At 63.9% G+C, this 18,233-nt stretch carries 18 protein-coding genes; 10 read left to right on the top strand and 8 right to left on the bottom strand.

The window, feature by feature from the left end; all coding sequences use genetic code 11:
- Positions 1-5: 5 nt before the first annotated feature.
- The 6 genes from Q8S60_RS05190 to fabD all read right to left on the bottom strand — a co-directional run bounded on the left by Q8S60_RS05190 (position 6) and on the right by fabD (position 5,555).
- The gene (locus Q8S60_RS05190; protein WP_305277508.1) at positions 6-893 is read right to left on the bottom strand and encodes a YicC/YloC family endoribonuclease; all 888 of its coding nucleotides are present in this window, start codon (positions 891-893) and stop codon (positions 6-8) included.
- Positions 894-961: 68 nt separating this feature from the next.
- Positions 962-2,014 carry an endolytic transglycosylase MltG gene (gene mltG / locus Q8S60_RS05195; protein WP_305277507.1) on the bottom strand — a complete coding sequence of 351 codons (1,053 nt, stop codon included), beginning with the start codon at positions 2,012-2,014 and terminating at the stop codon, positions 962-964.
- Entirely contained in the window at positions 2,011-3,267 is a 1,257-nt protein-coding gene (fabF, locus tag Q8S60_RS05200) for a beta-ketoacyl-ACP synthase II (RefSeq protein ID WP_305277506.1), read from the bottom strand. The genes mltG and fabF overlap by 4 nt, the downstream gene beginning before the upstream one ends.
- Positions 3,268-3,365: 98 nt before the next feature.
- Positions 3,366-3,605 (bottom strand): acyl carrier protein, encoded by a 240-nt coding sequence (locus tag Q8S60_RS05205; protein WP_012112293.1) that lies wholly within the window; start codon positions 3,603-3,605, stop codon positions 3,366-3,368.
- A 256-nt stretch (positions 3,606-3,861) separates the two neighbouring features.
- A complete protein-coding gene (fabG, locus tag Q8S60_RS05210; protein WP_305277505.1) occupies positions 3,862-4,599 on the bottom strand; it encodes a 3-oxoacyl-[acyl-carrier-protein] reductase in 738 nt (245 codons plus the stop codon).
- Between the two features lie 14 nt (positions 4,600-4,613).
- Positions 4,614-5,555 (bottom strand): ACP S-malonyltransferase, encoded by a 942-nt coding sequence (gene fabD / locus Q8S60_RS05215; protein ID WP_305277504.1) that lies wholly within the window; start codon positions 5,553-5,555, stop codon positions 4,614-4,616.
- Between the two features lie 340 nt (positions 5,556-5,895).
- Between fabD and rpsF the strand changes: the two genes are divergently transcribed.
- From rpsF to Q8S60_RS05235, 4 genes are all read left to right on the top strand, one after another.
- Positions 5,896-6,375, top strand: a complete 480-nt coding sequence (gene rpsF, locus Q8S60_RS05220; RefSeq protein WP_305668399.1) for a 30S ribosomal protein S6 — start codon at positions 5,896-5,898, stop codon at positions 6,373-6,375.
- On the top strand, positions 6,375-6,620 hold the full coding sequence (gene rpsR / locus Q8S60_RS05225; RefSeq protein ID WP_305277502.1) for a 30S ribosomal protein S18: 246 nt from the start codon (positions 6,375-6,377) through the stop codon (positions 6,618-6,620). Before rpsF ends, rpsR begins: the two co-directional genes overlap by 1 nt.
- Positions 6,621-6,644: 24 nt before the next feature.
- Positions 6,645-7,247 (top strand): 50S ribosomal protein L9, encoded by a 603-nt coding sequence (gene rplI / locus Q8S60_RS05230; protein ID WP_305277501.1) that lies wholly within the window; start codon positions 6,645-6,647, stop codon positions 7,245-7,247.
- Positions 7,248-7,462: 215 nt separating this feature from the next.
- Positions 7,463-8,710: a cyclopropane-fatty-acyl-phospholipid synthase family protein gene (locus tag Q8S60_RS05235; protein WP_305668400.1), complete on the top strand. Its 1,248-nt coding sequence runs from the start codon at positions 7,463-7,465 to the stop codon at positions 8,708-8,710.
- A 30-nt stretch (positions 8,711-8,740) separates the two neighbouring features.
- Here Q8S60_RS05235 and Q8S60_RS05240 read toward each other — a convergent pair whose 3' ends face one another.
- Positions 8,741-9,133: a DoxX family protein gene (locus Q8S60_RS05240; RefSeq protein ID WP_305277498.1), complete on the bottom strand. Its 393-nt coding sequence runs from the start codon at positions 9,131-9,133 to the stop codon at positions 8,741-8,743.
- 368 nt (positions 9,134-9,501) lie between these two features.
- Between Q8S60_RS05240 and Q8S60_RS05245 the strand changes: the two genes are divergently transcribed.
- From Q8S60_RS05245 to Q8S60_RS05255, 3 genes are all read left to right on the top strand, one after another.
- Entirely contained in the window at positions 9,502-10,995 is a 1,494-nt protein-coding gene (locus Q8S60_RS05245) for a replicative DNA helicase (RefSeq protein WP_305277497.1), read from the top strand.
- 44 nt (positions 10,996-11,039) lie between these two features.
- Complete coding sequence (locus Q8S60_RS05250) at positions 11,040-11,654, top strand: hypothetical protein (protein WP_305277496.1); 615 nt, start codon at positions 11,040-11,042, stop codon at positions 11,652-11,654.
- Positions 11,655-12,353: 699 nt separating this feature from the next.
- Positions 12,354-12,953 (top strand): trans-aconitate 2-methyltransferase, encoded by a 600-nt coding sequence (locus Q8S60_RS05255; RefSeq protein ID WP_305277495.1) that lies wholly within the window; start codon positions 12,354-12,356, stop codon positions 12,951-12,953.
- Between the two features lie 259 nt (positions 12,954-13,212).
- Here the strand turns inward: Q8S60_RS05255 and Q8S60_RS05260 are convergent, their stop codons facing one another.
- Positions 13,213-15,318, bottom strand: coding sequence for a sensor histidine kinase (locus Q8S60_RS05260; RefSeq protein WP_305668401.1), 2,106 nt, complete (start codon positions 15,316-15,318; stop codon positions 13,213-13,215).
- 144 nt (positions 15,319-15,462) lie between these two features.
- Here Q8S60_RS05260 and alr point away from each other — a divergent pair, with 144 nt between their 5' ends.
- The 3 genes from alr to Q8S60_RS05275 form a co-directional block, all read left to right on the top strand.
- On the top strand, positions 15,463-16,683 hold the full coding sequence (gene alr / locus Q8S60_RS05265; protein ID WP_305277493.1) for an alanine racemase: 1,221 nt from the start codon (positions 15,463-15,465) through the stop codon (positions 16,681-16,683).
- Positions 16,680-17,453: an ABC transporter permease gene (locus Q8S60_RS05270; protein WP_305277492.1), complete on the top strand. Its 774-nt coding sequence runs from the start codon at positions 16,680-16,682 to the stop codon at positions 17,451-17,453. The genes alr and Q8S60_RS05270 overlap by 4 nt, the downstream gene beginning before the upstream one ends.
- 10 nt (positions 17,454-17,463) lie before the next feature.
- Positions 17,464-18,233 (top strand): ABC transporter ATP-binding protein (locus Q8S60_RS05275; RefSeq protein ID WP_305277491.1); only part of this gene is annotated, 770 nt, incomplete at its 3' end.

The raw sequence follows: 18,233 nt of genomic DNA on the forward strand, positions 1-18,233 counted from the left end.
GCCTGTCACTCCACGTTCTGAATCTGTTCGCGAAGCTGGTCGATCACCGCCTTCAGATCGAGCCCGATGCGCGTCAGGCTCACATCGGACGCTTTCGAGCAGAGCGTGTTTGCCTCGCGGTTGAATTCCTGCGTCAGGAAATCGAGGCGGCGGCCGGCGGGCTCGCTGCCGTCCAGCAGTTCGTGCGCCTGCGAGACATGCGCCATGAGGCGATCCAGTTCCTCGCGGATATCCGCCTTCGTCGCCAGAAGCGCGACTTCCTGCGCGATGCGATCCTCGGAGACGGACGACGCGGCCAGCAGGTCCTGCAACTGGCCGGTAAGCCGCGCACGCATGGCTTCGGGCGTCGCTGCCGGACATGCGGCCGCTTCACGCGTCAGCCGGTCGATCTCGTTCACCTGGGCGCGAAGGATGGCCTCGAGCTTGGCCCCTTCCTGCGCGCGCGCGGACGCGAGCGCGGCGGCGGCTTCGCCGAAGGAGGCAACCAGCGCTTCCTCGAAAGCCTGTTTCGCCTCTTCGCTTTCCTCGACCGCTTCCGCGCTTTCGAGAACGCCTTTCAGCGCCAGAATGCCTTCGGGGCGCGGCGGCATCACTTCCATCGTCTGCTGAAGGTCGGCGATGGCATCGAGCACCACCCGCAGCGCTTCCCTGTTGACGCGGAGCGGAACCGCATCGGCGGCGCGGTCGATCGTCAGGGTGATCTGGCAATTGCCGCGCTTCAGATGGCGCGCCAGTTCCGCGCGCAAACGCGGTTCGATGCCGTCCATGCCGGGCGGCAGACGGAGCCGCGCGTCGAGACCCTTGCCGTTCACGCTGCGCAATTCCCAATGCCAGCGCGCAAGGCCGGCCGCGCCCTCGACGCGGGCAAAGCCTGTCATGCTGTTGAGAGACATCGAGCCTCCATGGAATCATACTCCCCGTTCCGGCGACTATAGCAGGCGTATCCCGTTATCCGGCATGCCTACTGCGCGTTCCGGCGCTCGATCCGGCGCCATTCGCGGACGCGCTCCGTGTGTTCCTTCAGCGTCCGCGAGAAGGCGTGACCGCCGGTGCCGTCCGCGACAAAGTAAAGCTCGTCCGTATCCGGGGGATTAAGCACGGCTTCCAACGAAGCGCGGCCGGGATTGCAGATCGGCGTCGGCGGCAGCCCGTCCACGAGATAGGTGTTGTAGGGCGTCAACCGGTCGAGTTCGCTGCGGCGGATGGGCCGGCCCAGAGCGCCCTTGCCACCGACAAGTCCGTAGATGATCGTCGGGTCCGACTGAAGCCGCATCGACTTGCGAAGGCGGTTGGTAAAGACGGCGGCGACGCGCGGCCGCTCGGACGGGACGCCCGTTTCCTTTTCCACGATGGAGGCGAGGATGATCGCCTCTTCCCTTGTCTTGACCGGAAGGTTTTCGGCACGGCCGGCCCATAGCTCGTCCATCAGGCTGCTGGCGGCCTTCCGCATATCGGCGACAAGTTCGGCCCGGGTCGCGCCGCGCGTGAAGCTGTAGGTCTCGGGCAAGATCGTACCCTCCGCGGGAACGGGCGGCAGGTCGCCGACCAGCACGGGGTTTGCGGCAACGAGCAGCATCGCCTGTTCGCTGGTCAGGCCTTCCGGGATCGTCAGACGATGCAGGATCGAACGCCCCTCGCGCAGGATGCCCATGATCGCGGCCATGCTGGCATGTGCGGGGATCGCGTATTCGCCGGCCTTGAGGTCTCTTTCGGCGCGATGAAACCGGACGCCCGCGAGAAATATATAGGGGTCGGAGATGACGCCTTCCCGGTCCAGACGGGTGGCAATGGCGCGCACACCCATGCCCGGCGAGAGCATCACGATCACGGACTCGTCATGCGGGCCGCGCGCTTCAAAGCGGTATTTGCCGTACAGGAAGATGCCTGCCGCCAGCAGCGCAGCCAGAAGCGGCAGGCCGAGCGCGGCAAGCAGCAGGTAGCGGATGAACCGGGATTTTGCCGGTGCGGCGCCGTCTTGGTCAGACGCGTCCGGCGTATGACCCCCGGTCGTCAACCATCAACCTTTTTCAGCACCAGCGAAGCGTTGGTGCCCCCGAAACCAAACGAGTTGCTGAGGGCGTAATTCACTTCCTTGTCGCGCGCCTTGTTCGGCACGAGATCGATCCTGGTGTCGACCGACGGATTGTCGAGGTTGATCGTGGGCGGTAACTTGCTGTCGCGCATGGCGAGGAGGCAGAAGATGGCCTCCACGGCGCCCGCCGCTCCGAGCAGGTGACCGATCGACGACTTGGTCGATGACATGGAAACCGTTTCGACCGCATTGCCGAGAAGACGCGTCACCGCGCCGAGCTCAATGGTGTCAGCCATGGTCGAGGTGCCATGGGCATTGATGTAATCGAGATCGGAGGGCGAAATGCCGGCGCGCTTGAGCGCGGCCTGCATCGAGCGGAAACCGCCTTCACCGTCTTCCGGCGGCGCCGTCACGTGGTAGGCATCTCCCGAAAGACCATAGCCGACGACTTCGCCGTATATCTTCGCACCACGGGCCTTTGCGTGCTCATATTCCTCGAGCACGACGACACCCGCACCCTCGCCCATGACGAAGCCATCGCGATCGCTGTCGTAGGGACGCGAGGCGCGTTCCGGCGTGTCGTTGAAACTCGTGGAGAGCGCGCGGCAGGCGGCGAAGCCGGCGATGCCGATGCGGCAAATCGCGGATTCGGCGCCACCGGCGACCATCACATCCGCATCGTCAAGCATGATCAGACGCGCCGCATCGCCAATGGCATGAGCGCCGGTCGAGCAGGCCGTGACGACGGAGTGGTTCGGTCCCTTGAGGCCGTGCTTTATGGAGACGTAACCGGAAGCGAGATTGATGAGACGGCCAGTGATGAAGAAGGGGCTGACGCGGCGCGGGCCCTTGTCGCGCAGGGTGTAGGCTTCTTCGGCGATGCCTTCGAGGCCGCCGATGCCCGAGCCGATCATGGTGCCGGTGCGGCACTTTTCTTCTTCGGTTTCCGGCTTCCAGCCCGCGTCGCTCAGAGCCTGGGTGGCCGCGGACATGGCGTAGACGATGAAGTCATCGACGCGCTTCGACTCCTTCGGCTCCATCCAGTCATCGGGATTGAAGGCGCCCTCGCCTTCGCGGGGCACCGGCATTGCGATCTTGCAGGGCAGATCGGAGACGTCGAACTTCTCGATCTTCCGCGCGCCGGATTCACCCTTGAGGATCCGGTTCCACGTGGTTTCGACGCCGCAGCCGAGCGGCGACACCATACCCACACCAGTAACGACGACTCGCCTCATCTCGATGATAACTCCCACCTGAGTCCGGAGGCCGGAACGAACCTAAGAAGGTGCAGGCCGGGCGCTCCGCAGCGCCCGGCCCGATATCCATTCCGAGATCAGGACTTGGCGTTCGCTTTGACGAACTCGATCGCGTCCTTCACGGTGAGGATTTTCTCGGCGGCATCGTCCGGGATTTCCACACCGAATTCTTCTTCGAACGCCATCACCAGCTCGACGTTGTCGAGACTGTCGGCGCCCAGATCATCGATGAAGCTCGCGTTCTCGGTGACCTTATCCGCGTCGACGCCCAGGTGCTCGACCACGATCTTCTTCAAGCGTTCAGCGATATCACTCATTTTAAGTCCTCAGATCTTTTGGTTTTAACCGGCATCGCACATCCCGCTGCTCGCTTCAGGCATCGAGGACTGGATGTAACCGAATTCGGTGGAAAGGATGCCCCTCTTCTGGCCCATTTCAAGGCAGGACCGCAAGCCAAATCGAGGGTTTAGGTAACACACTTTTTGGCCCTGTGCCAGAGAACGCACAGGCGTCAGGGAACCGATTACAACTCCTGAAACTGCTTATATTTCCGATGCTTGGCGGGCATCATAGCTAGATCATGGCCATACCGCCATTGACGTGAAGGGTCTGTCCGGTCACGTAGGCGGCTTCCTCGCTCGCAAGAAAAACCGCCGCGGCGGCGATTTCGGACGCTTCGCCGAGGCGTCCGGCGGGGATCGTCGACATAATGCGCGCCTGCTGATCCTCGTTCAGCGCATCGGTCATGGCGCTGCGGATGAAACCCGGCGCGATGCAATTCGCCGTGATGTTGCGACTCGCCACTTCCTGCGCCAGAGATTTCGTCATGCCGATCATGCCGGCCTTGGATGCCGCGTAGTTCCCCTGCCCCGGATTTCCCGTGACGCCCACGACCGAGGTGATGCCGACGATGCGGCCCCAGCGGCGCTTCATCATGCCGCGCAGCACGCCCCGCGAAAGGCGGAAGGCGGCGGTGAGGTTGACCCGGATCACCTCGTCCCATTCCTCGTCTTTCATGCGCATGAAAAGATTGTCGCGCGTGAGGCCGGCATTGTTCACGAGAATGTCGAGGGCACCCATGGCCTCTTCCGCCTGCTTGGGAAGCGCATCGACCGCCGCCGCGTCGGAGAGGTTGCAGGGCAGCACATGCGTGCGGGCACCGAGGTCGGCGGCGAGCGCATCCAGCGCGTCCTTCCGCGTTCCCGACAGCGCCACCGTCGCACCCTGCGCGTGAAGCGCCCGCGCAATGTCGGAGCCGATTCCGCCCGACGCGCCCGTCACCAGTGCGCTCTTACCTGTGAGATCGAACATCGGATTCCCTTGCCCTAGAGTGTTTTCAGAAATGCTTCGACATCGGCCGGCGTGCCGACAGACAGGGTTTCGGCCTCCTTGGCGATCCGTTTCACCATGCCCGAAAGCGCCTTGCCCGCACCCACTTCAACGAAACTCGCGACGCCCTGCGCCTCCATATAAAGGACGCTTTCGCGCCAGCGAACCATGCCGGTAACCTGCTGCACAAGCAGCTCGCGAATGGTCGCAGGGTCGGCCACGCGCGAGGCCGTCACGTTCGCCACAAGCGGGACCGAGGGCGCCTTCAACTCGGTGCCGGCAAGCGCTTCCGCCATTTCATCGGCCGCCGGCTGCATCAGCGGGCAATGAAAGGGCGCGCTGACCGGCAGCAGCATGCTGCGTTTCGCACCTTTGGTCTTTGCAATTTCAATCGCCCGCTCCACCGCCGCCTTGACGCCGGAGACCACGACCTGGCCGCCGCCATTGTCGTTGGCCGCGGTGCAGACATCGCCTTGCGCCGCCTCGGCCGCGACTTCCATCGCCTGATCGAATTCGAGCCCGAGCAGGACCGCCATGGCCCCCTCGCCGACCGGCACCGCACGCTGCATGGCGAGGCCGCGCCGCTTCAGGAGACGCGCCGTGTCGGCGATGGTAAAGGCTCCGGCGGCAGCGAGCGCCGAATACTCGCCCAGCGAATGCCCCGCAACAAAGGAAGCCTTGTCGGCGAGGCGGAAGCCGCCTTCCTTCTCAAGCGTGCGCATCACGGCGAGGCTTACGGCCATGATGGCGGGCTGGGCATTTTCGGTCAGGGTGAGGGTCTCCTGCGGGCCTTCCCACATGAGCTTCGACAGGTTTTCGCCCAGCGCCTCGTTGACCTCGTCGAAGACCTCGCGTGCCGGGGCGAACGCCTCCGCCAGTTCGCGGCCCATTCCGACCGCCTGCGACCCCTGTCCCGGAAAGGTGAAAGCCCGCGTCATCCTCACTCCCTGAATCGTTCCGGCGCCTTCAAATCTGGCTGATTTCCCGGCTTTTGCACGGGCCTGCGTTCCGCCGCCCGGAAGCGCCAAGTGATACCTTGTGGCGACCTCAAGTCAAGCCGACCAGATATGGACATATCCCTTGCCATGCCACGCCTTTTCCGTATATTGCGCGGCTTCTGAAGGCTTCGGCTGGAGGCTGAACGGGATACCGCTTCGCGAGAGGCGGCAGGGGTCGAACCCCGGGTTCCGGTGTCTCCGCTTCTTTGGTGGTCCTTTCGAGCCTTGTGGGCTCAAAGGGGGCTTTGCGCCGGGGCCGGTTTAAAAAGGATAAGGCTCAATGGCTCTCTACGAGCATGTATTTATTGCGCGGCAGGACGTGTCGCAGCAGCAGGTCGAGGCGCTCACCGAGCAGTTCTCGAACATCATCAAGGAACAGGGCGGCCAGATCGGCAAGACCGAATATTGGGGTCTTCGCAACCTTGCGTTCAAGGTGAAGAAGAACCGCAAAGGTCACTACACGCTGGTCAACATCGACGCGCCGCATGCCGCGGTGGCCGAGATGGAACGGCAGATGGGCATCAGCGAAGACGTGCTGCGCTTCATCACCGTCCGTGTCGAAGAGCACGAAACAGAACCTTCCGCGATGATGCAGAGCCGTGGCGACCGCGGTGACCGCGGCGACCGTGGTGACCGCCGTGGCGGCGACCGCTTCGGCGATCGCGATCGTGGCGATCGTGGCGACCGCGGCAGCAGCCGCTTCGGTGACCGCGAGCGCCCCGCGCGCCGCGACGACAATTCGGATGGAGGTCAGGAATAATGAGCACTGCAGCCCAGCCCGCGCGCCGGCCCTTCTTCCGCCGCCGCAAGACCTGCCCATTCTCCGGCGCCAACGCCCCGAAGATCGACTACAAGGATGTAAAGCTGCTGCAGCGCTACATTTCCGAACGCGGCAAGATCGTTCCCTCGCGCATCACGGCCGTGTCGGCCAAGAAGCAGCGTGAGCTCGCCCGCGCCATCAAGCGCGCGCGCTTCCTCGCGCTCATTCCCTACGTGATCAGCTAGAGCCCCGGAAAAGGAGACACCACGATGCAAGTCGTACTTCTGGAACGGGTGGAAAAGCTCGGCCAAATGGGTGATGTCGTCAAAGTGAAAGACGGCTTCGCCCGCAATTTCCTGCTGCCGCGCAAGAAAGCTCTTCGCGCGACGAAGGCAAACATCGAACGCTTCGAAGGCCAGCGCGCGCAGCTTGAAGCCCGCAACCTGGAACTGAAGAAGGAAGCGGAACAGGTCCATGCGAAGGTCAACGGCCAGGCGTTCATCGTTCTGCGCCAGGCCGGCGAGACCGGCATCCTCTACGGTTCGGTGAGCACCCGCGACATCGCCAACGCGATGACCGACGGCGGCTTCTCAACCGCGCGCAACCAGGCCGTGCTGGACAAGCCGATCAAGACGATCGGGCTCCACAATGTCCGCATCGTTCTGCATCCCGAAGTCTCGGCCACGATCACCATCAACGTGGCGCGGACCGAGGAAGAGGCAAAGCGGCAGGCGGCGGGCGAGGATCTGACCCAGCGCCGCGACGAAGAAGCCGAGGAGGTCCACGAGGCCGCCGAGTTCTTCGAGTCCGAAGAGCTTGCTCCGGGCGAAGAGGACGAGGCTGCCGGCGACGAAGACGAAGCCAAGGAATAAGCCTCACTCCACACCGATCCATCATGAAGGGCGCCCCAACGGGCGCCCTTTTTGCTGGAACCCGGCAGGCATGCAAGCGTTCCACTTGCATCGGGCGGAGGATTAACTTTAGATACATTCCAGAAAAACCTGTTCGCGCCGCCGCTCTCCCCCAAGCGACGGGCCTACGACGGTGCGGAAGATCTGAAATTCAATCCTCGCTACTGGAGGGTTCGATGTTATTCAGCATGCTTCTGAGCCGGGTCGTTCATCGTGGATCGTTGACCGTTATCAGTGCGAACGGGCGCCGGCGGGATTTCGGAGACGGCACCGGCAGGCCGGTCACGGTGCGGCTGCACGACAAGACGGTGGCGCACGAACTGGCGCTCAATCCCTACATGAATCTCGGCGAGGCCTATATGGATGGGCGGCTGACCGTCGACCCGCCCGCCACGATCTACGATCTGCTGGATGTGCTGACGGGCAATCTCGGCACCAAGTTCGCAGGGCCCGCTTTCGAGATTTACGGGGCGCTGCGGCGCGCAAAACGGCGCATCGACCAGCACAATCCGATCGGCAAGGCGCAGAAGAACGTCGCCCATCACTACGATCTCGACGGCGGCATCTACGACCTCTTCCTCGACCGCGACAAGCAATATTCCTGCGCTTATTTTCAGCGCCCCGACATGACGCTGGAAGAGGCGCAACTCGCGAAGAAGCGCCATATCGCCGCGAAGCTTCGCATCGAGCCGGGCATGCGCGTGCTCGACATCGGCTGCGGCTGGGGCGGCATGGCGCTGACGCTGGCGGAAGAAACGGGCGCGGAAGTCGTCGGCGTGACGCTGAGCAAGGAGCAACACAAGGTCGCGACGCGGCGCGCGGAGGAACGCGGGCTCTCGAACCAGGTCGAATTCCGGCTGCAGGACTACCGCACGATCAAGGAAAATTTCGACCGCGTCGTTTCCGTCGGCATGTTCGAACATGTCGGCGTGGGACATTTCCGTGAGTATTTCGACGGGGTCATGAAGCTGCTAAGTCACGACGGCGTCGCGCTTATTCACACGATCGGGCGGCTCGACGGGCCGGGCTCGACCAATCCGTGGATCGCGAAATACATCTTTCCCGGCGGCTATATCCCGGCGCTGAGCGAGATGTCGGGCACCGTCGAACGCTCCGGCCTGTTCATGACGGACATCGAAATCCTGCGGCTCCACTATGCCGAGACGCTGCGCGAATGGCGGCGGCGCTTCATGGAGAAACGCGAGACGGCCGTGCGCATCTACGACGAACGCTTCTGCCGGATGTGGGAGTTCTACCTCGCGGGATCGGAAACCTCGTTCCGCAACGAAGGCATGGTCGTCTTCCAGATGCAGCTCGCCAAACAGATCGCGACGCTGCCGCTCACCCGCGACTACATGGTCGAGGACGAGCGGCACCTGAACGCCGAACCGCAGAAACAGCAGCGGCTTCTCGCGGGCGACTGAGCGAAGAGTTGCCTGCGCCGCAACGGTTTCCTACGCGCCGCGGCGGCGATCGATGCTGTAGCCGCCGGCGCCGTTGGCGAAGACGAAGAGCATGCCGCCCGCGATGGCGAGGTTCTTCAGGAACATCGTCTGCTGCGTCTGATCGCTGAAATCCAGATGGAAAATCAGCGCCGATACGACGCAGAACCCCGCGAAGGCAAGCGCCACCCAGCGGGCCTGGAAGCCGACGAGCAGCAGGAGGCCGCCGCCGAGTTCAAGCGCGACGGTGAGCGCGTAGACGATCTGTGGCAGCGGAAGGCCTTTGGATTCGATGAAAGCGATGGTGCCCGCGGCGCCCATGAGCTTGGCGAACCCTGCGAGAATGAAAATAGCGCTCAATAAAACGCGGCCGATTCCGGTCGCGATGTCGGCATAGGCTGTCATGGAGTTCCTCCCCCGATTGAGTGACGCGGGGAGAGCTTATGCCCGGCGCGGGCGGGGACAAAGCCGCGTTATGGGACTGGCTGTCATCGGATTGTCACAAAAACGTCATGCGGCAAAATCGGGCTCCGCGAGGCCCCCTCCCCCGCCGCCCGAACGGGGATAAAACACGCGCCCCGGGGATAAAGCCGCGACTCAGGTTAAAATCATTCGGCCCACAGGTCTTTGCGGGAGAAAGCCCTTTCGTGCCAAACGGTTAGCGCCGGGAAGGCGACTTATGCACAGGGCCGGGACAAAAAACCTGTTGAAGCTTGTCCCCGCCCCCGGAATCGCTGCCCCCGCGCGCGCCCATTTCGACTAGAACCAACGCCATGGAAAACAGCCAAGCCGCCTATTCACGAGAGCCCGAGGGAGACGCCGCGAGCGACTACCGGGTACAGCCCCACAATATCGACGCGGAGCAGGCCCTGCTCGGCGCGATGCTGGTCAACAACGAGAGCTACGACCGGGTGGCGAGCTTTCTCGAGGTGAACCACTTTTTCGATGCCGTACACGGACGAATTTACGAGGCGGCGGCGAAACTCATCACGGGAGGTCACCTCGCCTCGCCCGTCACGCTGAAGAATTTCTTCGAGCGCGACGCGGCGCTGGCCGAGATCGGCGGCCCGCAATATCTCGCCCGGCTCGCGGGCGCGGCGACGACGATCATCAACGCGGAAGAATATGGCCGCACCATCTATGAACTCGCGATCCGCCGCGAACTCATCAATGTCGGCACGGAAATCCACAACCGCGCCTATGACGCGCCCATCGACGACACGCCGGCGCAGCAGATCCTCGATGCGGAACAATCGCTCTACCAGCTTGCCGAGCGCGGCAAATACGAGGGCGGCTTCCAGAGCTTCCACGAGTCGCTCAACGTCGCGATCGACATGGCGGCGGAAGCCTTCAAGCGCGACGGCGGGCTTTCCGGCATCTCGACGGGATTGCGCGACCTCGACCAGCGGCTCGGCGGGCTGCAACCCTCCGACCTCCTGATCCTTGCCGGCCGCCCCTCGATGGGGAAGACGGCGCTTGCGACCAACATCGCCTTCTCGGCGGCCAAGGCCTACAAGGCCGAGCATCACGCGGACGGCACCGTGACAGCGACGGACGGCGCGATCGTCGGTTTCTTCTCGCTCGAAATGTCGGCCGAACAATTGGCGACGCGCTTGCTCGCCGAACAATCGGGCGTGCCGTCGGAGCGCATCCGGCGCGGCAATATTCATGAGGACGAGTTTCACCAGCTTGTCGACGCGGCGCGCGAGCTGCAGAGCATTCCGCTCTATATCGACGACACGGGCGGCCTCACCATCGCGACGGTGGCCGCACGCGCGCGCCGCCTGAAGCGGCAGCGCGGCCTCGGGCTTCTCGTCATCGACTATCTGCAATTGCTGGCGGGCTCGGGCAAGTCGGGCGAGAACCGCGTGCAGGAAGTGACGCAGATCACGACGGGATTGAAGGCGCTGGCGAAGGAGCTGAACGTGCCGATTTTGGCGCTGTCGCAGCTTTCGCGCCAGGTCGAAAGCCGCGACGACAAGCGGCCGCAGCTATCGGATTTGCGCGAATCCGGCTCGATCGAACAGGACGCCGACGTCGTCATGTTCGTGTTCCGCGAGGAATATTACGTCTCGCGCCGCGAGCCGACCGAGGGCACGCCGGAACATCTTCAGTGGCAGGAAGATATGAACAAGGTGCACGGGCTGGCCGAATGCATCATCGGCAAGCAGCGCCACGGCCCGACGGGAACGGTGAAGCTGCAGTTCCAGGCGGATGTGACGAGGTTCTCGGATCTGGATCAGGTGCATACGGAGGGGTTTGAGTGAGGGAGAACTACCGAAACGTACATACCGTCGAGAAGTGAATATGCATGGCAAGAATTAGAGCGCGCGTAAGAGCGCAGCGACACATCTACATTCACAACAGCATCAGCAACGCCGCACACTATTTTAAGAACCGGGTATCCGACCGCATTGCAAACGACGACCACGAAGGGGTGGGGCTAGAAATTATCGCAGGACTGACGTTGCTGGCATTTTCCGTTGAAGCCCACTTCAATTTCCTTGGCCACAAGCTGATTCAGAATTGGAACGAACGTTGCGGGGTACAGGAGAAGATCGAACTTGTTTGCAAACAATTGAGCGTCACTCCTGACTTCATCTCTCGTCCATTTTCTAGCATCGAGAAGCTGCGGGAATTTCGCAATACTCTGGCGCATGGGAAACCTGAAGAAATAGAGATCGATAAAGAAGTCATAGCAAAAGCGGAAGAGCTAGAAGCACTGGGTATTCCTTCTCCTGATTGGGAAGGCTACGTCGACGAGACATTCTTTATCGAAGCGTATGAGGACATAGACAAGATATGGAAAGATTTACTCGAAAGATCGGGGCTTTCCTTATTTGATACGCTCACCCACGGCACTAGTTCAATTGAGTTCATCGAGCATGTCGAAGATGAACCTCGACAGCCCGCAAGCTCGTCATAACGTCTTGGAGGATGTTTCTCCCTTCGCTTTAATTCTTCTATGTCACCCCGGCGGAAGCCGGGGCCCACTCGCAGTGCCTCTTGCTGCGGCTTTGGGTGAAGCGGGTGGCGGTGGCGCCAGTTGCAATCGCTCTTGCTGAGGGAACCAATGGGTCCCGGCTTTCGCCGGGATGACACCTATGGGTGTGGCGGCGGCGGGTTTCTCCTGCGCTCTGCGTCTCTGCGCCTCTGCGTGAGAAACGAGGCTGGCACGCCTACGGGTCCGCGCTTGCGCGCGGCCCGAGGACAGGCTCCGACGCAGAGGCGCGGAGAAGGATTCCTTGTGAAGAGAGACGGCGCGCGATGCGCGCCTTCTGGATTGCCGGATCAAGTCCGGCAATGACGAGTTGGGGTCGGGAGTTCGATGGGTGTTCGGCTTCACCTCACCCTCATTGTCACCCCGGCGGAAGCCGGGGCCCATTCGCAGCGCCTCTTGCTGCGGCTTTGGGTGAAGCGGGTTGCGGTTGCGCCGGGTGCACTCGCTCTTGCTGAGGGAACCAATGGGTCCCGGCTTTCGCCGGGATGACACCTGTGGGTGTGGGATGCAGAAGACATCGTTGGCGCTGTCCCCCTCACCCTTCCCGCCTTCGGCGGGCCCCTTCCCTCTCCCCCTGCGGGGAGAGGGAGTTCAGGAACTTCTTGTATCGAAAAGAACGCCTCCATGGACGATGTGAAGACGCAGACGAAGGCTGTTTATGAGGCTCATGCGGCGGCGTGGGACAGGGAACGGTCGCGGGTGTTGTTCGAGAAGCCGTGGCTCGACCGGTTGCTGGCGTTCGGCGTCGCGGGCGATTGCGTTCTGGATGTGGGGTGCGGGGCGGGAGAGCCGGTTGCGGGGTATCTGGTGGCGCGGGGGCGGCGCGTTTACGGTGTCGATTTTTCGGCGCCCATGATCGGGATGGCGCGGGCGCGGTTTCCGGGGGAGCGGTGGATGCTTGGCGATATGCGCGCGCTCGATCTCGGCGAGACGTTTGCGGGCGTGGTCGCGTGGGACAGTTTCTTTCATCTGACGGCGGAGGAACAGCGCGCGACGCTGCCGCGGCTCTGTGCGCATGTCGCGCCGGGCGGCGCGCTGCTCGCGACCGTCGGCCCGGCCGAGGGCGAGGCCATCGGCGCCGTCGACGGGGCGGCGGTCTATCATGCGAGCCTGTCGATTGCGGAATATGAGCGGTTGCTGAACGCGGCCGGCATGCGGCTTGTCGCCTTCACGCCGGACGATCCGGACTGCGCGGGGCATTCGGTGCTGCTGGCGGCGCGGTGAGGGTGCGGAGAAGAGATGATCGTCATTGCGAGGAGCGCAAGCGACGAAGCAATCCAGGAACGGCGAATTCAGTGCTTGGGGCTCATGGATTGCTTCGTCGGCCTGCCGACCTCCTCGCAATGACGGAGTTGGGTAGGCGCTTCTATTTTTGGCCGCCCGGCCCTTCGCTTCGCTACGGGCGTTCGGAGTTCAAAAAGGTTCCCGGCCTGCGCCGGGACAGGCCACCGGACCTTTTTGTTCGCGTTCCGCGAAACACTCCTCACCCCGCCGCTTGCGCGAGTCGGGTTTCGAGGCAGCGGGCGGGGGGCAAGGTGATGGTGACTTTGGTGCCGCGGCCGGGGGTGCTTTCGATGGCGAAGCGGCCGCCATGCTGTTCCGTCAGGGCCTGGACGATGGGGAGGCCGAGGCCGAGGCCTTCGTATTTGCGGCTGAACTGGTCTTCGAGCTGGCCGAAGCGGGCGAGCGCCTTCGGGATGTCGTGTTCGGCGATGCCGATGCCGGTATCGGCGACGGCGATGCAGTAGCCGCCCTCGTCGCGACAGAGCGCGACCTCGACCGTGCCGCCGGGGACGTTGAACTTGATCGCATTGCCGACGAGGTTGGTCACGATCTGCCTGATCTTGCGCTCGTCGGCGAAGACGGACGGCAGCGAGGCGGGCGCGACAAGGCGGCAGGAGACGCCTGCCTTCGCGGCCTGCGCGGTGGTGGCATCGAGCACCTGCCGCACGACGGCCTCGACGCGGACTTCCTCCTCGTTGAGCGTGTCGGTGCCGGCCTCGACGCGGGAAATGTCGAGGATGTCGCTGACGAGGTCGAGGAGATGGGTGCCGCTCTCGTTGATGTCCTTCGCGTAGTCCGCATATTTGCGGTGGCCGAGGGGGCCGAACATTTCGAGCTTCATGGTTTCGGAAAAGCCGATGATGGCATTGAGCGGCGTGCGAAGCTCGTGGCTCATGGTGGCGAGGAATTCGGACTTCGCGCGCGAGGCCTGTTCGGCGAGCCCGAGCGCGGCGCCCAGTTCCGCCGCGCGCGCTTCGAGACCCTCATTCGCGTCGCGGAGATTGCCGTGCAGCGCGTCGCGTTCGCGCTCCACGCGCCGGTATTTCAGCACGAAGGCGCGGACATGGAGCGTGGTGACGAAGACGACGAGAAGGTTGGAGAGTTCCATCGACGAGCTAATAAGCTTCATGCTCGAGAGGACTTCATAGGCAAAGGCCGCCGTGGCGGCGAGGAGGACGACGAGCGCGTCCCTGCGGGCTTCCTTTTCCGTCAGCAGCGTGTGGAGGATCGTCACGCCGACCGCGAGGATGATGACGGCCCAGAGGAGCTGGAAGGGCTCGCGCAGCAGCGTGATCGTGCCCGGCGCCATGAAGGGCGCGACGAGGAGGGCGAAGAGGCAGAAGACGGCGGAGACGGCGTAGATCAGCTTGTCGATCCACAGCACCCTACCCTCGCGGAAGAGGTAGCAGATGAAGGCGTAATAGGCTGGCGCGATCAGGAAGAGGGAAAGATATTCGAGATCGTATTTGCGCGCCTCCGGGAAGGAGGGCAGATAATCCCAGATGAGATTGCTGACCAGGAAGACGCGGAGCGCCGAGGCGCCGCAGAGCGCGGCGAAGATGAGATGGCCGTTCGAATTGTCCGCGGAGCGGCCGACGACCAGCGTGGCGACGACGACGAGGACGAGGACCAGGGCGAGCGCGGTCGGCAGGGCGCTGGCGCGGCGCTGTTCGGAGTCCATTTTCTGCAGAAAGCCGATCGAGGGCACATCGACGATGCCGCCCTGCTTGTGGACATAGTTGGCGAGCTGCACGACGAGCCGGAAATGCCGAAGATCGTGCGGCAGGGCGATGACGGGCGCCGTCGGATTGACGGGGACGAGGCGTTCGGCCTCGGCCGGTTCGCCGTTGCGGTGCAGGAGCTGGGCATGCTCCGTGCCGTCCGGCGCGGTCGCGACGGCGTAGATCGCGTAGACGGAGCGCGTGGTGCCCATGGCGAGGCCGAGGATCTGCGCGGTCTGGGGCAGCGCGAGGTCGAGGCAATAGGTGGCCGCGCCGTGGCCGGTCGAGACGTCGGCGGTGAGGGGGGGGCCCCAGATGTCCGGGAGCGAGACGGGGCTCGCTTCGAGGCCGGCGAAGGGAAGGTCGCAGGTTTTCGCGAAGCGCGAGGCGGGCACGATGCCGTCGCGATAGACGGTCCAGCCGGTGGAAAGCGACAGCCGCTCGCCGGACGCGAGGCGGTGCGCGGCGCCTTCGGCTTCGCGAGACGCGGCCGGGCCCGTGCCGGCGGTCCATGACAGCGCACCAAGGACGAACAGGGCGGCAATATACAGTACCCGCCGATGTCTCTCCGATTTCCGATACATGCAGGGCGCTCCGATGGCGATGCAAGTGTGGTGGAATTTCGTTAAGGATTCCCTCCGGCGGGAGCGCCGCGGTCCCCGTATTCATTAACCGAGATGCCCGAACGGAAGCGGTGCGGAGCGGTTTCCTCTGCGCCCCGATCCAGTATGATCGCGCGGGCCTTTCTCCGATTCACGAAGCGAGCACCAGTCATCGATACCGATACAGATCTTGCCGCCGCGGGCGGCCTCCTTACCGTCGATCTCGATGCGGTGGCGGCCAATTACGGGATGCTGCGGGCGGAGGCGGCAGGCGCCGAGGTGGCGGCCGTCGTGAAGGCCAATGCCTATGGGCTCGGCATGGGGCCGGTGGCGCGACGGCTGGCCGATGAGGGATGCGGCACGTTCTTCGTGGCGGATGCGAACGAGGGAGCGGCGCTCAGGGCGCTGCTTGCCGATGTCTTGCCGGATGCCGGCATTTATGTGCTGAACGGGCTTTTTCCGGGGGCGGCGGGGTTTTACGCAGATCACGGGCTTGCGCCCTGCCTCGCCTCGCTGGCGGAGGCGGCGGAGTGGCGCGCGGCGGCGGGGGACGGCAGCCTGCCGGCGGCGCTGCATTTCGATACGGGCATGAACCGGCTCGGCATGAACGAGGGCGACGCGGCGGCGCTGGCGGCCGAGGGAGCCCTGACGGAGGGGATCGACGTCCGGCTCATCATGAGCCACCTCGCCTGCTCCGACGAGGCGGGGAACCCGATGAATGCGCGGCAGCTGACGCGGTTCAAGGCGCTGCGGGAGGGGCTGGCGAAGCGGTTCCCCAAGGCGCGGGCGAGCCTCGCCAATTCGGGCGGGATCTATCTCGGGAAAGACTACCATTTCGACCTGGTGAGGCCCGGCGTCTCGCTTTACGGGGGAAGCCCGTTCACGGGGCGGGCGAACCCGTTCCGGCCGGCCGTGACGGTCGAGGCGCGGGTGCTGGCGGTGCGGGAGATGGGCCCGGAGGAGACGGCGGGCTATGGCGCGACATGGGCGGCGGGCCGCCCTGCCCGGCTGGCGGTGCTGGCGGCGGGCTATGCGGACGGCTATATGCGGGCCCTGAGCGCGCCCCGGAACCCCGGCGACAACAGCGGCTACGAAAATGGCGGACAGGTGCGGATTGCGGGTTACACTGCGCCCGTCGCGGGGCGGGTCTCCATGGACATGCTGATCGTGGATGTGAGCGGGCTGCCGGAAGGCGCCGTGAAGCGCGGCGACATGGCGGAGCTGATCGGCCCGCATATCACGGTGGACGAGGTGGGCCTGAAGGCGGGCACGCTCGGCTATGAAATTCTGACGAGCATGGGAAACAGGTATATGCGCGTTTATCTTTCTGGCGGGGGACGGGTTTGAACTTTTTCGCGATTATCGGCCGGGTGGTTCTGGCGCTGCTCGGCGAAATCGGGCGGCTGTCGCAATTCGTCTGGCTGTCGGTTTCCCATATCGTGCGGCCGCCCTTCTTCTGGCGGCTGACGGCGCAGCAAATGCTCCGGATCGGCTATTTCTCGCTGCCGGTGGTGGCGCTGACGGCCTTCTTCACGGGCGGCGCGCTCGCCCTGCAGATCTATTACGGCGGCAACTCCCTCAATTCGGAATCGATCGTCGCGACCATCGTCGCGCTCGGCATCACGCGCGAACTCGGGCCGGTGCTGGGCGGGCTGATGGTGGCGGGGCGCGTTTCGGCGGCAATCGCGGCAGAGCTCGGCACGATGCGCGTGACCGAGCAGATCGACGCGCTGACGACGCTTTCGACCAATCCGCACAAGTACCTGGTGGTGCCGCGCGTGGTGGCGGCCGTCATCACGCTGCCGCTGCTGGTGCTGGTCGCCGACATCATCGGCATCATGGGCGGCTATGTGGTGGGTACGGCGTCGCTCGATTTCAACGGCGGCGTCTACATCAAGAACACGGCGGACTTCCTGAAGCTCGACGACGTGACGTCGGGCCTCATCAAGGCGGGCGTGTTCGGCTTCATCATCGCCGTCATGGGCTGCTTCCACGGCTTCAACTCGAAGGGCGGCGCGCAGGGCGTGGGCCGCGCGACGACGAACGCGGTGGTGACCGCCTCCATCCTGATCCTCGCGGCGAACTACGTCATGACGTCGCTGCTGTTTGCGAATTGAGGGCGGCATCATGAGCGACGCCAAGATCGAACTCAGGAACGTCCACAAGCGCTTCGGCAAGAAGGTGGTGCTGGACGGCATCAACCTGACCGTGCCGAAGGGCGAATCCCTCGTCGTGATCGGCGGCTCGGGCACGGGCAAGTCGGTGATGATCAAATGCGTGCTCGGCATCATCAGGCCCGACCGGGGCGAAATCTTCGTCGACGGCAAGAACGTGCTGAAGATGGATACGAGCGAGCGCGAGAAGGTGTTGCGCAAGTTCGGCATGCTGTTCCAGGGCGCGGCGCTGTTCGACAGCCTCGCGGTCTGGGAGAACGTCGCCTTCGGCCTCATCCAGGGGCGGAAGATGAAGCGGAAGCTCGCGAAGGACATCGCGATCGAAAAGCTTGCGAAGGTGGGGCTCGGGCCGGAAGTGGGCGAGCTTTATCCGGCCGAGCTTTCGGGCGGGATGCAGAAGCGCGTCGGGCTTGCGCGCGCCATCGCGGCCGACCCGGAGATCATCTTTTTCGACGAGCCGACGACGGGGCTCGACCCGATCATGGCGGACGTCATCAACGACCTGATCGTCGACAGCGTGAAAGACCTCGGCGCGACGACGCTTTCGATCACGCACGACATGTCGAGCGCGCGCAAGATCGCCGACAAGGTGGCGATGATCTACAAGGGGAAGATCATCTGGTCGGGTTCCCGCGCGGAAGTGGACGACAGCGGCAACGAGTATGTCGACCAGTTCATTCACGGGCGGGCAGAAGGCCCGATCCGGATGGAAGTGCTGAAGCC

The sequence above is a fragment of the Parvibaculum sp. genome (assembly GCF_030694575.1).
In the GTDB taxonomy this organism is placed as follows: domain Bacteria; phylum Pseudomonadota; class Alphaproteobacteria; order Parvibaculales; family Parvibaculaceae; genus Parvibaculum.

Excerpts from the sequence above, each read along its gene's own strand:
- Q8S60_RS05190 (WP_305277508.1), bottom strand. The coding sequence starts at position 893 with ATGTCTCTCAACAGCATGACAGGCTTTGCCCGCGTCGAGGGCGCGGCC.
- fabF (WP_305277506.1), bottom strand. The coding sequence starts at position 3,267 with ATGAGGCGAGTCGTCGTTACTGGTGTGGGTATGGTGTCGCCGCTCGGC.
- Q8S60_RS05205 (WP_012112293.1), bottom strand. The coding sequence starts at position 3,605 with ATGAGTGATATCGCTGAACGCTTGAAGAAGATCGTGGTCGAGCACCTG.
- fabG (WP_305277505.1), bottom strand. The coding sequence starts at position 4,599 with ATGTTCGATCTCACAGGTAAGAGCGCACTGGTGACGGGCGCGTCGGGC.
- fabD (WP_305277504.1), bottom strand. The coding sequence starts at position 5,555 with ATGACGCGGGCTTTCACCTTTCCGGGACAGGGGTCGCAGGCGGTCGGA.
- rpsF (WP_305668399.1), top strand. The coding sequence starts at position 5,896 with ATGGCTCTCTACGAGCATGTATTTATTGCGCGGCAGGACGTGTCGCAG.
- rpsR (WP_305277502.1), top strand. The coding sequence starts at position 6,375 with ATGAGCACTGCAGCCCAGCCCGCGCGCCGGCCCTTCTTCCGCCGCCGC.
- rplI (WP_305277501.1), top strand. The coding sequence starts at position 6,645 with ATGCAAGTCGTACTTCTGGAACGGGTGGAAAAGCTCGGCCAAATGGGT.
- Q8S60_RS05235 (WP_305668400.1), top strand. The coding sequence starts at position 7,463 with ATGTTATTCAGCATGCTTCTGAGCCGGGTCGTTCATCGTGGATCGTTG.
- Q8S60_RS05240 (WP_305277498.1), bottom strand. The coding sequence starts at position 9,133 with ATGACAGCCTATGCCGACATCGCGACCGGAATCGGCCGCGTTTTATTG.
- Q8S60_RS05245 (WP_305277497.1), top strand. The coding sequence starts at position 9,502 with ATGGAAAACAGCCAAGCCGCCTATTCACGAGAGCCCGAGGGAGACGCC.
- Q8S60_RS05250 (WP_305277496.1), top strand. The coding sequence starts at position 11,040 with ATGGCAAGAATTAGAGCGCGCGTAAGAGCGCAGCGACACATCTACATT.
- Q8S60_RS05255 (WP_305277495.1), top strand. The coding sequence starts at position 12,354 with ATGGACGATGTGAAGACGCAGACGAAGGCTGTTTATGAGGCTCATGCG.
- Q8S60_RS05260 (WP_305668401.1), bottom strand. The coding sequence starts at position 15,318 with ATGTATCGGAAATCGGAGAGACATCGGCGGGTACTGTATATTGCCGCC.
- alr (WP_305277493.1), top strand. The coding sequence starts at position 15,463 with ATGATCGCGCGGGCCTTTCTCCGATTCACGAAGCGAGCACCAGTCATC.